At 54.7% G+C, this 14037-nt stretch carries 12 protein-coding genes; 4 read left to right on the plus strand and 8 right to left on the minus strand.

The window, feature by feature from the left end; all coding sequences use genetic code 11:
- Positions 1 to 76: 76 nt before the first annotated feature.
- The 7 genes from fucP to NQH49_RS22680 are packed head-to-tail and all read right to left on the minus strand — an operon-like array spanning position 77 to position 6182.
- Positions 77 to 1303: an L-fucose:H+ symporter permease gene (gene fucP / locus NQH49_RS22650; protein WP_256698981.1), complete on the minus strand. Its 1227-nt coding sequence runs from the start codon at positions 1301 to 1303 to the stop codon at positions 77 to 79.
- A gap of 36 nt (positions 1304 to 1339) precedes the next feature.
- Entirely contained in the window at positions 1340 to 1690 is a 351-nt protein-coding gene (locus tag NQH49_RS22655) for an L-rhamnose mutarotase (RefSeq protein WP_256698982.1), read from the minus strand.
- Positions 1687 to 2463: an L-fucose dehydrogenase gene (locus NQH49_RS22660; protein WP_256698983.1), complete on the minus strand. Its 777-nt coding sequence runs from the start codon at positions 2461 to 2463 to the stop codon at positions 1687 to 1689. The genes NQH49_RS22655 and NQH49_RS22660 overlap by 4 nt, the downstream gene beginning before the upstream one ends.
- Positions 2441 to 3295 (minus strand): amidohydrolase family protein, encoded by an 855-nt coding sequence (locus NQH49_RS22665; RefSeq protein WP_256698984.1) that lies wholly within the window; start codon positions 3293 to 3295, stop codon positions 2441 to 2443. The genes NQH49_RS22660 and NQH49_RS22665 overlap by 23 nt, the downstream gene beginning before the upstream one ends.
- A 1-nt stretch (position 3296) precedes the next feature.
- The gene (locus tag NQH49_RS22670; protein WP_256698986.1) at positions 3297 to 4583 is read right to left on the minus strand and encodes an L-fuconate dehydratase; all 1287 of its coding nucleotides are present in this window, start codon (positions 4581 to 4583) and stop codon (positions 3297 to 3299) included.
- Positions 4583 to 5428, minus strand: coding sequence for a fumarylacetoacetate hydrolase family protein (locus NQH49_RS22675; RefSeq protein ID WP_256698987.1), 846 nt, complete (start codon positions 5426 to 5428; stop codon positions 4583 to 4585). Before NQH49_RS22675 ends, NQH49_RS22670 begins: the two co-directional genes overlap by 1 nt.
- Before the next feature lie 13 nt (positions 5429 to 5441).
- Positions 5442 to 6182 (minus strand): SDR family oxidoreductase, encoded by a 741-nt coding sequence (locus NQH49_RS22680; RefSeq protein WP_256698989.1) that lies wholly within the window; start codon positions 6180 to 6182, stop codon positions 5442 to 5444.
- A 195-nt stretch (positions 6183 to 6377) separates the two neighbouring features.
- Between NQH49_RS22680 and NQH49_RS22685 the strand changes: the two genes are divergently transcribed.
- Complete coding sequence (locus NQH49_RS22685) at positions 6378 to 7130, plus strand: FadR/GntR family transcriptional regulator (protein WP_256698990.1); 753 nt, start codon at positions 6378 to 6380, stop codon at positions 7128 to 7130.
- Positions 7131 to 7202: 72 nt separating this feature from the next.
- Here NQH49_RS22685 and NQH49_RS22690 read toward each other — a convergent pair whose 3' ends face one another.
- On the minus strand, positions 7203 to 8096 hold the full coding sequence (locus NQH49_RS22690) for an ABC transporter six-transmembrane domain-containing protein (protein WP_256698991.1): 894 nt from the start codon (positions 8094 to 8096) through the stop codon (positions 7203 to 7205).
- A gap of 59 nt (positions 8097 to 8155) precedes the next feature.
- Between NQH49_RS22690 and NQH49_RS22695 the strand changes: the two genes are divergently transcribed.
- The 3 genes from NQH49_RS22695 to NQH49_RS22705 all read left to right on the plus strand — a co-directional run bounded on the left by NQH49_RS22695 (position 8156) and on the right by NQH49_RS22705 (position 13706).
- On the plus strand, positions 8156 to 8728 hold the full coding sequence (locus NQH49_RS22695) for a TetR/AcrR family transcriptional regulator (protein WP_256698992.1): 573 nt from the start codon (positions 8156 to 8158) through the stop codon (positions 8726 to 8728).
- Positions 8729 to 9260: 532 nt separating this feature from the next.
- Positions 9261 to 10409 (plus strand): autotransporter strand-loop-strand O-heptosyltransferase, encoded by a 1149-nt coding sequence (locus NQH49_RS22700; protein WP_256699158.1) that lies wholly within the window; start codon positions 9261 to 9263, stop codon positions 10407 to 10409.
- 63 nt (positions 10410 to 10472) lie between these two features.
- On the plus strand, positions 10473 to 13706 hold the full coding sequence (locus tag NQH49_RS22705) for an AIDA repeat-containing protein (protein WP_256698993.1): 3234 nt from the start codon (positions 10473 to 10475) through the stop codon (positions 13704 to 13706).
- Positions 13707 to 14037: the final 331 nt, after the last annotated feature.

Consider the following 14037-nt stretch of genomic DNA (forward strand, 5'->3'; position numbering starts at 1 on the left):
ACTACGAATATTGAGTAGCTAAAAAGCCAGAAACAGTTATCGGCAATTTGGCGAAATACTTTATATGTGGCATCCCTCACGCATGATTGCGCTGCCTCAACGCATAGGCCAGCACCACCACAAAGCACAGCAGCGGCAAACTGTATGCCACGGCGGTACCGACGTGGTCAGAGAGCAGGCCCATGAAATAGGGCATGATCGCGCCGCCGACAATCGCCATGATCATAAACGAGCTAGCCTGTTTGGTGGATTCTCCAAGATTTTTAACGCCCATGGCAAAGATGGTTGGGAACATGGTGGACATAAAGAAGAAGATGGCGATCAATGCAACCACGGAAACATCGCCTGCGCCCAGCATCACAATCGCGCACAGCACGATGTTGATGAGCGCGTAAGCCGCCAGCATTGCAGCCGGTTTGACCCGACCCAATAACCAGGTTGAGAAGAAACGTCCGAGCATAAAGCAGATCATCGCAACCGAAAGCATATAAGCCGCGCTTTGGTTGGTCACACCGTGCCAGTGTTCGGTGGCGTAGTTAATAAAGAAGGCGCCCACGCCAACCTGCGCGGCAACATAAAAGAACTGCGCAATTACGCCGCCGACAAAATGTTTTTGTTGCCATAAAGTCGCGCCGGGCTGCTGAATATGTTGGCTGGCGGATTCACGAATATCAGGCAACGCGGTGCGTTTAAATAACAGCGCGATGGCGATAACCACACAGGCAATCACCACATAGGTGATTTTGACGCTCTCTTGCGCTGCATTAGCGCTGGCGTGCGTGAAGAACAGCGAGCCGCCAATCATAGGTCCAACAAACTGTCCTAACCCATTAAAGGATTGCGCCAGATTGAGACGACGCTCAGCGCCGTTGGGATCGCCCAACACCGTAGCAAACGGGTTCGCGGCGGTTTCAAGACAGCCCAGTCCGCACGCCAGCACGAACAGCGCAAACAGGAATACCGAGAAGTTATTGACCATCGCCGCCGGCACAAACAGCAGCGCGCCAATCGCATACAATGATAATCCCGCCAATATTCCGGCTTTATAACCGTGACGCTGCATAAAATAACCGGCCGGCAGCGCGACAATAAAATAGGCACCAAAATAAGCCGCCTGTAATAATCCCGATTGGGCTTTGGTGACGTTTAACGTTTCCTGAAAGTGTTTATTCAACACATCCAGCAGGCCGTATGACACGCCCCACATAAAAAACAGGGTGGTAATTAGCATGAACGCCCAGCGCAGGCTAATAGTTCCCCTGACGCCCATATTTTCAGGCGTCTCGACGCGTTGTGTAGACATGGTTTTATCCTCGTAGGGTACAGTCGGTAAGTGTTGTTATTGGTCCTGCAAAGAGAATATTCGCGCCATCGCCACCCATTTTTCCCCTTCAGGCGTCCAGGGCGTTGGCTGTTGGCACTGCCACATCAGCGCTTCCCAGCGCTGAATATGCGGATCCTGCTCAGAAGCCTGAGCAAAATCCTGCGTGTTAAAGCGATCGTTCACCTCCATCAGCATAAAAAGTCGGGTGCCAAGACGGTAAATCTCCATATTTTCGATGCCGTGCTGGCGCAAATGCTGCGCCACTTCCGGCCAGATGCGCTGATGCAGGCGCTGGTACTCGGCGATCTTCTCTGCATCGTCCACCAGATCCAGCGCCAGACAATAACGCCTGGATGCGCCACTCATAACAGCGCCCGATCGAGATGCAGATAGCCGCCATCGACGCTTAGCCATTCGCCGGTGGTGTGCGAAGCGCGCGACGACAGCAAAAACACCACCGTGTTAGCGATCTCTTGCGGCGTGGTCATGCGTTGGCCGAGCGGAATACGCTGGGTGATTTTCTCCAGTTCGGATTGCGGATCGGCGAAGGTGCCGATCCAGCGTTCGTACAGCGGCGTCATCACTTCAGCGGGCACTACGGCGTTGACCCGCACGCCGCTGTTTCGCAGTGATACTGCCCATTCGCGTGTCAGTGACAGAATCGCTCCTTTCGCCGCGCAGTAGCCGCTGGTGCCGCCCTGCCCGCTCAGCGCGGTTTTGGACGCAATATTGACGATCGATCCGCGGCTGTTTTCCAGCGCCTGCTGGCAGAAATGCGTCATCTGGTAATAGTGGATGAGGTTCTTTTCCAGCGAGGCCACAAAGGCGCTGCGCCCGGCTTCCAGCCCAACGCCATCATTGACGCCAGCATTATTTACTAGCCCGTCGATGCGGCCAAACTGCTGCTGCACGGCTTCCACCGCTTGCTGGCAGTTATGCTCGTCGCAGAGATCGGCGAGCAGCACTTCGCTTTGTGGCTGCAATTCGCGCAGCGCAGCCAGCCACATCTCATCTGGTTGTGCGTTACTGACGATGACGGGAATCGCGCCCTCTTCCGCCAGCAGACGTGAGATGGCGGCACCAATGCCCGATCCGCCGCCGGTGACGATAATCACTTTATCCTGCAAAAACAGATTCATTCTTCTCTCCTGTCAGGCTGTAAACCTGCGCGGCGGTGTTGCCCCAAATGGCGGCCTGTTCATCGGCAGACAGCTCCGCTAGCGCGTCGTCAACTAACTGCGCCACCGCATGATATTCCGCTGCCAGCAGGCAAACTGGCCAGTCTGAACCAAATATCAGGCGATGCGGACCAAAACGCGCCAGCGCCTCATCGATAAAGGGCCGCAGCTGCGCGCTGCTCCACTGACCGTGCGGTGCTTCAGTGACCAATCCGGATAATTTGCACACCACGTGCGGCATCGCGGTCAGTTCTGCAACCTGCTCGCCCCATGCCTGCGCGCCGCGCGCAATATCCGGTTTTCCCAGGTGATCGAGCACCAGCCAGTGGCGATCGTGCTGCGCGGCAAAGCGCGTGGCATCGGCCAGATGTCGCCAGGTCACCAGCATTTCCCACACGTAATCTCGCCGCTGAATCTGCGTGATGCCGGTTGCCACGCGCGGTTGCCGCAACCATGCGGCGGGATCCTGTTCATCCTGCACCTGATGACGAAAACCGCGCAGCAACGGATGCTGCAATGCCGTCAACTGCTCAGCCAGATCCGCTGCGGTGACGTCGATCCAGCCAATCACCTGCGTTGCCGGTTGCTGCTGCGCCCATTGCAACAGCTGCTGCGTCTCCGCTACACACTGCCGCGCCTGTACCGCAATCGAACCCTGCAACTCATGTTGCGTCAGCAGCGGTGCGAGATCGTCCGGCAGATAATCCTGTTGCAGACGCGTCATGGAATCCGTGATCCACGGAAAGTCCGCCGCGTCGTAACGCCAGAAATGCTGATGAGCGTCAATTCGCACGTCAGCCTCCCTGCGCGCGATAGCGATATTGCTCGCGCGAAGCGGGATACATTTCGATTGAGAAGCCAGGCGCGGTGGGCGGCATATAAGCCGCGCCGCGGATTTCGCACGGATTAAGGAAATGTTCGTGCAGATGATCGACGTACTCGATGACCCGGCCTTCATGGCTGCCGGCAATACAAACAAAGTCGATCATCGACAGATGCTGAACGTATTCGCACAGCCCAACGCCGCCCGCATGCGGGCACACCGGCAGCTGGTATTTCGCCGCCATCAGCATCACCGCCAACACTTCGTTCACGCCGCCGAGACGACAGGCATCGATCTGCACAACATCAATCGCCTCACGCATAATCAGCTGCTTAAAGATGATGCGGTTCTGGCACATTTCCCCGGTAGCGACCTTAACCGGCGCAACGCCCTGACGAATTTTGCGATGTCCTTCGATATCGTCCGGGCTGGTAGGTTCTTCGATAAACCACGGACGCGCGAACGCCAGCTGTTGTACCCACTCCACCGCATCATTCACTTCCCAAACCTGGTTAGCATCGATCATCAGTTGACGATCCGGCCCCAACACTTCGCGCGCAATGCGCACGCGGCGAATATCATCCTCGAGGTCGCGCCCCACTTTCAGCTTGATGTGGGAGAACCCGGCATCGACTGCCTGCTGGCAAAGACGGCGCAGTTTCTCGTCATCGTAGCCAAGCCAGCCCGCCGACGTGGTATAGCAAGGATATCCGTGCTGCTCGAGCTGGCGGATGCGCTCCGCTTTGCCCGCCTGCTGCGCCGTCAGCAATGCTAGGGCTTCTTCCGGCGTGATGCAGTCGGTGAGATAACGGAAATCGATGCAGCGCACCAGTTCCTGCGGCGACATATCGGCCACCAGCCGCCACAGCGGCTTCTCTTCTGATTTCGCCCATAAATCCCATACCGCGTTGACCACCGCGCCGGTCGCCAGATGAATTGCGCCTTTATCCGGGCCGATCCAGCGCAGCTGGCTGTCGCCGGTGATATCACGCCAGAATTGCCCCATATCGGCGACAATCGACTCCAGTTGACGGCCGACGATCAGGTGCTCAAGCGCACGTATTGCCGCACAGCAAATTTCATTGCCGCGCCCAATGGTGAAGGTCAAACCGTGACCGCTGATTGCGGCGTTATCGGTCTCGATGATCACGTAAGCGGCGGAATAATCCGGGTCGGGATTCATCGCATCCGAACCGTCGAGATGTTGGGACGTGGGAAAACGGATATCTTCCACGCGCAGTGCCGTAAGTTTGGTCATTATTCGCTGCCCTCGGTGATTTGACGCTGCTCGCCCAGCCCGGCGATGCCCAATCGGATAACTTGCCCTGCACGCAAGTAGACCGGCGGTTTCTGCCCCATGCCGACGCCCGGCGGCGTGCCGGTTGAGATGATGTCGCCTGGCTGCAAACTCATAAAACGGCTGAGGTAGCTGATGATGTGCGCGACCGAAAAGATCATGGTGCGCGTGTTACCGTTTTGATAGCGCTTGCCGTCAACCTCCAGCCACAGATCGAGCTGCTGCGGATCGGCAATCTCATCGGCGGTCACCAGCCAGGGACCGATCGGGCCAAAGGTGTCGCAGCCTTTGCCTTTGTCCCAGGTGCCACCGCGTTCGATCTGATATTCACGCTCCGAGACGTCGTTAACCACGCAGTAGCCCGCGACATGCGACAGCGCATCCTCTTCGGCGATGTAGCTGCCGCCTTTGCCGATCACCACGCCCAGTTCCACTTCCCAGTCGGTTTTCATCGAGCCGCGCGGAATGCGCACCGCATCATTTGGCCCGACTATCGCGCTGGTCCATTTGCCAAACACCACTGGCTCCTGCGGGATGGCGGCGCCGGTTTCGGCGGCGTGATCGGCGTAGTTCAGGCCGATACAGATGAACTTGCCAATCTGTCCGACGCAGGCACCAATGCGCGGCTGACAGCTGATTTTCGGCAGTTCGCTGAGCGGTAGCTGGCGCAGTCTTTCCAGCGCGGACGGCAGCAGCGCATCGCCCGCAAAATCATCGATGAAATGCGACAAATCGCGTAGTTCGCCCTGCTCATCCAGCATTGCCGGACGCTCTTTGCCCGGTTCGCCGACACGTAATAATTTCATTCTTCCACTCCTGTTAGTTGCTCCAGCCGCCATCAATAATCTGTGCGGTGCCGGTGGTATAAGCGCTGGCATCGGAAGCCAGATAGGCCGCCAGATATGCGATCTCTTCTGTGGTGCCGATACGGCCAATCGGCTGACGTGCGACAAAGGCGTTATAAACCTCAGTTTCGCTGCGCCCTTCCGCCTGCGCCTGCGCGGCAATGCGCTGACGCAGTGAGGGTGAATCGATGGTGCCGGGGCAAATGGCGTTACAGCGGATGCCATTACCAATGTAATCCGCTGCCACCGAACGCGTCAGGCCAATTACTGCCGCTTTGGTGGCGCTGTAGGCGAAGCGATTGACCACGCCTTTCACACTTGATGCCACCGATGACATGTTGATGATCGACCCATGCTGCTGTTGCAGCATCGTGGGCAGAAACGCCTGAATCATGCGAAACATCGCCGTGACGTTGAGGTCGAGCGCTAACTGCCACTCCTGTTCGCTGCATTCCAGCAGGCTGCCGCTGTGAACCACGCCGGCGCAGTTGAACAGCACATCCAGCGTACCGAGTTCCTGCGCCGCTGCGCTGATCGCCTGGCGATCGGTGACGTCCAGCTGATAGGCGCGAATGCCGGGCAAATCATGCAGCGCGGCAATGTTGATATCGCTGGCAATCACATCTGCGCCTTGCTGAGCAAAGTAGCGCGCGCTGGCCAAACCAATGCCTTGTCCGGCAGCGGTAATCAGCACGCGTTTTCCATGTAAATTCATTGCATTTCCTCTGGTCCAAAGATCTAATGGTCAGGCCATTGAAAGGTGATTTCTTCCCAGCGGGAGAGCAAAATATCGCTGGCTACTTTTTCGCTTACGCATTACGTTTTATTGACAATTACGTAACATTGACAAGTATCCTGACGATTATTTGTGCAACTGATCACTTAATTTATTTAGACAGGGAGCAGCGCAATGCCGATCAAAAAGATGGAAAACCCTAGACTTTACAGACAAATAGCAGACCAATTGATTGCGCTTATCGACAATAACGAATTTCCACCCGGCAGCCGCCTGCCAGCGGAGCGTGAGTTGGCTGAGCAGCTGCAGGTCAGTCGTGCATCGGTGCGTGAAGCGCTGATCGCGCTCGAGGTGATTGGTCTGGTGGATGTGAAGGTCGGCAATGGCGTGATCGTGAAAGCGCGTTCCAGTACGCAGGAGCCGGTGATGATGCAGGCCGGACGCGATCAGTGGAATGAGCCGGATGATGAACTGGGTATCAACCTGGATTTCTCCACCGAGCTGCCACCCTTCTCGCTGCTGCAAGCCCGCCGTCTGATTGAGCCAGAGGCCGCTGCGCTTGCTGCGGTGCATGCCAGCGAGCAGGAACTGGCGCTGATCCGCGCGGCTTATCAACAAAACTGCGAGGATAACCGCGCGCAATCGCGCACCCATCCCGGCGACCGCCTGTTCCATATCCGCATTGCCCAGGCGAGCGGCAATCCTGCCTATGGATTTATCATCGGCCACCTGCTCGGCCATCGCTATGGCAGCATGTTCCGTATGTTGCAGGCGCACTACACGCCTAGTGATATGCCGTTTGTTTCAGAATCCGAGCATATGGCGATTCTTTCCGCGCTGGAGAAACGTGATGCCAAAGCAGCGAGAAATGCGATGAAGAAGCATATTGATCGGGTAATTGCGACCTTTGAGCGTGTGCAGGAGTGAAAGGACTATGCGCGCCTGGTCGCCATAAATGGCGACCCTACGGGATCGAGCGGTTGCCGTCCTTCAGCGGCTTCAGATAGGATCAGTCTTCACCCTTTTCCCTATATCTTTCAGCTGGGAATATTTCTCCAGCAGTTGGGGCCCATCATCAAGGCTCATCGCGAACATCCAGAGATAAGTCATGACGGAATAAATATGGCCGGCATCGGTCCCACCGCGTAAAGCCATGGCGAAAATGGTCATGGCAAATAATACAGCGGTGACCGCGCCAATCGAAAGATATCCCATCGCTTCGCGATCGGACAGGCGGATACGCAGCCCCGCCAACACCCGATAATGTCTGCTCAAAGAGGCCACCGGCGCACTGCTGACAAAGCCCACTTCTTTTTCAAGTCGACCATTAAGCCGGAAAAATAGGGCCTCATTTTTATTGGTGTAACCAGGCAGAAAAAACGAAAAGAACACTAAAACGGCCAGGCAGGCGATGCCCGACCAGAATTCAATCGCCAGCAACATTAACGCCGCCCCGGTGATAGAAGCCAGGGAAGTAATCAACACTGGCAGATGTTTTTCAAAGAAGTCGACGAACTCCCTTGAAAGCGCAACACGGGCGGCGATGGTTGAATGACTGTGATTTTCCCGACGCTGGGCCACGATAACCGGCACCGCCAGTTCAGCATAAATTCGCGCGAAAGTGCGCGTATCAAGGCTGCGCCTGGCGGCACCAATCACCCACATGGTAAAAACCATCAGGGCATAAAATACGGCATGCCATGCCTTACCTGCGACGATAGCATTGATGGCAAAACCGGCCAGCAATGGATAAAGCAGATAGGTCACGTTTTCGGCGATAACCAGCAATAAGGTAAAGAAAAGCTTTCTGTAATGACGGCGTCCAATGTTTTTAAGGGTATTAACCGCGCTGCCGGTAACGTTGACCGGTTCAATAATTTCATGCGTTTGCATAGGATCAATTTCTGTTAATATTAATTTGAGCAACTGCTCAAAGTCAACGGAGCCGCAATATGAAAGAAACCAAGGAAGCGTTAAAAGCGCGCATATTGGAGGGCGCTGCCGCGCTATTCATAGAGAAAGGTATCGAGAACGTTTCAACGCGCGAACTCACCGAAAGGCTCTCAATCTCCCGTAGCCATATTTATTATTATTTCAGCGACTGGCACACGCTATGCATCGAAGCTCTGACAAGGTATTTGCAGAACGAGCTGGATGACTTTTCGCGATCCATTGAATCAACGCTACCTGCTGACAAACTCAATACTGCCATTGAAAACTATTTGCCGGATGCCCCGGACGCCGTCTGGCAGCTTTACGGCTCACTCTGGCAGATGGCGGGGCGCGATAAAGCCTTTGCTGATCTAGCAGAGTTGTTTATTAATAAGTGGACCCATTTCATCACCACCATCGTTGAGGAAGGGATTGCTCAAGGTATTTACCGGCCTGTTAAAAGCGCACGTTTTACACGCCAGCTCGGCGCCATGCTTAACGGCTATGCCGACAGCCTGATGATCAGTCCTAGTCCGGCCAAACATCGTGAAGCTGTTGAGGATATTCAGGCGTTTATTCGACTGACGCTTTAAGGGGTTTTAGGTGAGTGGATTGGCAGGTCAGATGCATACTTATTAGCCTGCCAAAAGTGATCCTATATTGTCCTTGAGCTTCTCTGAACATCTCATCTACGTGTGTTTTTTTAACCCCTCTAATTTTCAAATTGTTATCACTCCCGTTAACAAAAAACCATTTTCCATTGGCGCACAGAAATCATTGCAGGCCTGCTTCAATGCCCGAAACAAAGGTGCAGATGATTAGTTTTTTTTCACTCTAAATAATTACTAAACAGTTCCGATAACCACCCTCAAGAACAACACCAATAAGAAAATTCTTATTTCCCAGGGCGGGTTATCTATGAATCAGACCATCTCATCTCCGGCTTGTGGCCTGCACTCGATGCGCTCCGTGCGCTCCGTGCGCTCCGTGCGCTCCGTGCGCTCCGTGCGCTCAATTTTAATCAGAGGCTGAGCCATGACTCAAAATCCCCCTCTGCAGGTCGCTGCCCATAACGCACTTTCAAAGGTTCAGGAGACGACACAATATCCTTTCGTTAGTGCACCCATGCTTCCAAGCCGGGAGGGACCGGCAGGCATTCGTTACGACTTTAACGATGGTGCCCGTGTCTTGCTGCCGGAAGGCCGCTGGCGCGTTGCGCTCATAGATGAGGATTCAGGCAATATTCTGTTCCACTGCGAATCCAGCGCAGGCTGGGTAACGTCTGCTAAAAAGTATTACATCCGCTTTCGCATTCGGGTCTGGCGTGGTGATGAGACCTCACCTCTGCTTGATGAAGTGCTTTCGCTCAGGGATCAGCATGTGTTGATTTCATTTCCAGTCGGCACACTGGGTGACCTGCTAGGGTGGTTCCATTACGCCGAACGCTTTCGCACTCAACATGGATGCAGACTTGAGTGCAGTATGGCGCCCAACATCATCACACTACTGGAAGGCCAGTACCCCGACATTCGTTTTTCGACTCCTGCAGAAGCGGCGTGCGCGCCTTATGCCACTTACCGCATCGGTTTATTTTTTGGCGGGAACGATACCCATCAACCACTCGATTTTCGTCAGACCGGTTTTCACCGTATCGCCGGGCACATTCTGGGCGTCGACCATCGGGAAGAAGCGCCTCGGCTTAATCTCAGCGCCCCGCGAACGATCGCCGAGCCCTACGTCTGTATTGGTGTGCAGTCAACCTGCCAGGCCAAATTCTGGAACAACGGCCGCGGCTGGGCCGAGGTGGTAACACACCTTAAAACGCTGGGCTACCGCGTCCTTTGCATTGATCGCGACCCAACGACAGGCCACGGTTTTGTCTGGAATCACATCCCTTACGGTGCGGAAGACTTCACCGGCAACCTTCCGCTGCAGGACCGAGTGGATCTGCTGACACACGCGAGCTTCTTTATTGGCCTATCCAGCGGCCTCTCATGGCTTGCCTGGGCGTCGCAGATTCCCGTGGTGCTGATCAGCGGCTTCACGCTGCCAGGCGCTGAGTTCTTCACCCCCTGGCGGGTGTTCAGCAGCCATGGCTGCAGCGGATGCTGGGACAGCATGCATGAAAAATTCGATCACCAGGACTACTTCTGGTGTCCCCGTCACAAGGGAACTGATCGACAGTTCGAGTGCACCCGGCTTATCACCGGTAGACAAGTAAATGGCGTGATTGACCGTCTCGACGCGCAAATCCGTGGAAATCAAAAAACGTAACTAAACCACCCATGCGTAATCGACATTTACTCGCAGGGAACAAAACTTATAAGAGGCAGGGACATGAATAAGGCTTACAGAATTGTCTGGAGCGCTACGCGCCAGGCGTGGGTTGTTGCGTCAGAACGTGCTGGATGCGGTGGGCGACCACCGATGGCCGTGAAGCGCATCGTCGGCACACTCCTCCTGATGGGAATGGCAGGTACTGCCGCCGCTACGACCTATGATGGCACGACAGTGAGCTCGGGTAGCTTAACGCTGAATAACGGAGACATTGCCAACAATATCTCGGTGATCAGCGGTGGAAACCTGAACGTGAACAACGGCGGGTTGGTGACCAGCAGTAACGTAGGTAACGGCGTAAACCTTTCCAACATTGTTGTTTCCAGCGGAGGCAGCGCAGTTTCTACTATTGTCAACTCTTCAGGCAGACAGTACGTAAACAGCGGCGGCAGCGCCACCGGTACCATCCTGAATGGTGGTTCTGAAATCATTTATGTTGGTGCGCATGTTTCGGGCTCCACTGTTAATAGCCGTGCACAGCAGGAAGTTTATGGCAACGTGACATCGACTACCGTTAATAACGGTGGCTCCCTTCTGGTTCTTGGCGGGACAACACAGTCGACCCACGTGACATCCGGTGGTCTTGAGTACGTTATCAGTGGAACAAGTGAATCTGCGCTCATTGATGCTTGGGGGAACCAGACTATTTACTCCGGAGCCAATGCGGTGTCAGCGGTCATTGCAGGCGGGACGCAGCGGGTCAGCGGCTCGGCAATCGATACCACAGTGAAGTCAGGCGGGGTCCAGTACGTCAGTAGCGGCGGTTCCTCCACCGGTACAATTATTGAAGCAAATGCTTCTCAGGGCATCTACGGCACCGCCACCTCCACTCAGGTGAACTCGGGCGGTGCTGAGTATGTTTACAGTGGCGGCAGCGCAAGCCTCACCACCGTTAAAGACGCTGCTTACATGCAAATTTTTACTGGTGGGTCAGCCTCACAGGCAACCATTAATTCAGGTGGCACCCTTTATGCTTTCGAGGGTGCTAACGCGACAGATCTGGTCATTAATGCCGGCGGCCGTCTCAATACTTTCACCGGTGCTACATTAAGCGGCACAAACGCGCTGGGCGAATTTTCGATCATCTCAGGCCATGCTAAAAACGTGCTGCTTGAGAACAACGGCTCATTAACCGTAGACGCCACGGATTCTTCAGAGAGTACCATTATTAATCAGGGCGGCGCCGAGTACGTGAACGGCAGCGCTTCCGGCAGTGTGGTAAATAATGGTGGTGTGCAACGCGTAATGGCTGGAGGCACGGCCAATGGTACAACTGCCAATGCCGGTGGTGAGCAGCAGGTTTACGGTACCGCTATTTCAACGACGGTTAACTCCGGTGGCGCACTTTCCGTGTTTGACGGCGGCGTCGCAAAACAGGCGATGATTAATAGCGGCGGTTCTTTGTCGGTCAACAGTGGAGGAACCGCGACAGATACCACCGTTCAGGCTGGCGGACTGCTGAATATAGCTGATGGAGGAATTCTGACACTTGCCGACAATCATTTTGTGAACAACGGTACGACAGCTTACGATACAGCCAGCGACATGTCCCTGGATACTAATCTGTCTGGTACCGGTCAGTTGACTAAGAACGGAAGCGGCACGCTGACGCTCGGTGGCACCCTTGCTCAGTCGCAGGTGAATCTGAATGCCGGTTCGCTGATTATGGATGGTTTGCAGGCCACCACTGACATAGTGGCGATCTCCGGCACATCACTATCTCTGGTGAACAGTGCCAGCCTGACGGGTATCATCGACCCGACCGATGTCAACATCGACAGCAGCAGTACCTGGAATATTACGGGCGACTCGTTGGTTGACACGCTGACCAATGCCGGCAGCATTGTTTTTGCCGCACCTCAGGGTACGTTCACTCCTCGCACGCTCACCGTGACCAATCTTGTTGGCAATGGGGGGACCATTACCCTGAATACCGTTGCAGGCAACAGCAGTTCACCTACCGATAAATTGATCATTGATGGCGGTCAGGCGACGGGCAGCACAAGTCTGCGAGTGCTAAACCGCGGCGGACTTGGTGCACAAACCACTGGAAACGGGATCAACCTGGTCAGTGCGATTAACGGTGCAACAACAGATTCAGGAGCCTTCAGTCTTAACCAGCCGCTGGTAGCAGGCGCCTATTCCTACAGTCTTTACCGTAATGCCGATCAGAGTTGGTATCTGACCTCCCAGCAAATCAGTACCTCAACACCTGCCACGCCTGCAACGCCGGGCACACCGGATCAGGACAGCGGAACAGGTACGCCGGTCAGTAACACAGTCAACTACCGTGATGGCATGTGGAGCTATGCTGCACTTCCTGCTCTTTCGTTCGATTATGACCGCCTGGTTGCAGGCACCGCCGATACACGTTTCCATTATGCCCAGGACAGCCGTATGTGGGGCCGCGTGGTGGCAGGTCAGTTGCGTCACGACAATAATGGCAGCCTGACTGGCGGCGGGGTTCCGGAAAGCAGCGGCGCTTATAGCTTCCTGCAAATTGGCGGCGACCTCTGGCAGTTCTCGGGATCCACTGCCGACTGGCGTGCCGGTATTTACGGTGCAACCGGGTTGATGCGCAGTGACGTCTGGCGTGATGGTGGGAAAAGTGAAGCGGGCACCGATCGTGATACCGTCTACACGGGTGGCGCCTATCTTTCAGGTCAGAGCCTTGAAGGATTGCGTTTGGATGGCCTGTTGCAGGTAAGCCATCACAGCATTTCCACGGCCTCCAATGACGGCACGCGGTTGTCGACATCAGGCACCGGTTGGCTTGCTTCGGCACAGGCTGGACAGGCGTTCATGCTGACTCCTACCCTGTCGCTTGAGCCACAACTGCAATACACCATCCAGGGCATTTCACTGGATAATGCACAGGACGATGCCGCATCACTGGACTGGTCTGACAGTCGCCGCCAGTCCGTTCAGGCGGGATTGAGGATCGGTGCTCCTCTGAACAGCCCGGCGAAAGTGCTCTGGTGGGTCACACCTTCACTGACACAGTCTTTTGGTGGCCATAGCAACGTATCAGCCTCTGTGCAGGGCGTTTCAGATTCAACGGCTTCATTCCGCACTGACCTTTCAGGCACCAGTATCGGCCTGAACGGTGGCGTAAACGCGCAAATACGTGAGAATGTTAAGCTCGGCGTACAAGGTGGATATTCCGAAGCGCTTCACGGTGGAGAGTCTGGCGGCTTCTACGGTCTGGTCAATCTGGGCTATTCATTCCGCTAAGCGGCAATACAGTGCCGGGCATAGCTGCCCGGCGCTTCTTGTTTATATACTCCGCAGTTCCACCATATTAGTAAATATCGTCTGCAGGCTTCATCAGGAAGTATTGGCGCTATTAAAAACGATCATCGTCACATTATCCATAGTCGAATAGCATTAAATAATGGACTCATTATTTGAGAAAGCACGTCATTAATCTGATTAATCAAAAAACCCTTCACTAATTCAATTTCATCAGCCACACTGTCAACCAAATTAATCAAGTATAAATAAATAATATGACATTGAGTGTGGCTTATATATGACCATGCTGCAATAAAACATAACATTAACG

It is taken from the genome of Pantoea trifolii, assembly GCF_024506435.1.
Lineage (GTDB): Bacteria > Pseudomonadota > Gammaproteobacteria > Enterobacterales > Enterobacteriaceae > Pantoea > Pantoea trifolii.

Bases quoted from the DNA above. Each gene is read 5' to 3' on its own strand.
- NQH49_RS22690 (WP_256698991.1), bottom strand. From the start codon at position 8,096: ATGCAAACGCATGAAATTATTGAACCGGTCAACGTTACCGGCAGCGCG.
- NQH49_RS22700 (WP_256699158.1), top strand. From the start codon at position 9,261: ATGCTTCCAAGCCGGGAGGGACCGGCAGGCATTCGTTACGACTTTAAC.
- NQH49_RS22655 (WP_256698982.1), bottom strand. From the start codon at position 1,690: ATGAGTGGCGCATCCAGGCGTTATTGTCTGGCGCTGGATCTGGTGGAC.
- NQH49_RS22680 (WP_256698989.1), bottom strand. From the start codon at position 6,182: ATGAATTTACATGGAAAACGCGTGCTGATTACCGCTGCCGGACAAGGC.
- NQH49_RS22695 (WP_256698992.1), top strand. From the start codon at position 8,156: ATGAAAGAAACCAAGGAAGCGTTAAAAGCGCGCATATTGGAGGGCGCT.
- NQH49_RS22705 (WP_256698993.1), top strand. From the start codon at position 10,473: ATGAATAAGGCTTACAGAATTGTCTGGAGCGCTACGCGCCAGGCGTGG.
- NQH49_RS22660 (WP_256698983.1), bottom strand. From the start codon at position 2,463: ATGAATCTGTTTTTGCAGGATAAAGTGATTATCGTCACCGGCGGCGGA.
- NQH49_RS22670 (WP_256698986.1), bottom strand. From the start codon at position 4,583: ATGACCAAACTTACGGCACTGCGCGTGGAAGATATCCGTTTTCCCACG.
- NQH49_RS22685 (WP_256698990.1), top strand. From the start codon at position 6,378: ATGCCGATCAAAAAGATGGAAAACCCTAGACTTTACAGACAAATAGCA.
- NQH49_RS22675 (WP_256698987.1), bottom strand. From the start codon at position 5,428: ATGAAATTATTACGTGTCGGCGAACCGGGCAAAGAGCGTCCGGCAATG.
- fucP (WP_256698981.1), bottom strand. From the start codon at position 1,303: ATGTCTACACAACGCGTCGAGACGCCTGAAAATATGGGCGTCAGGGGA.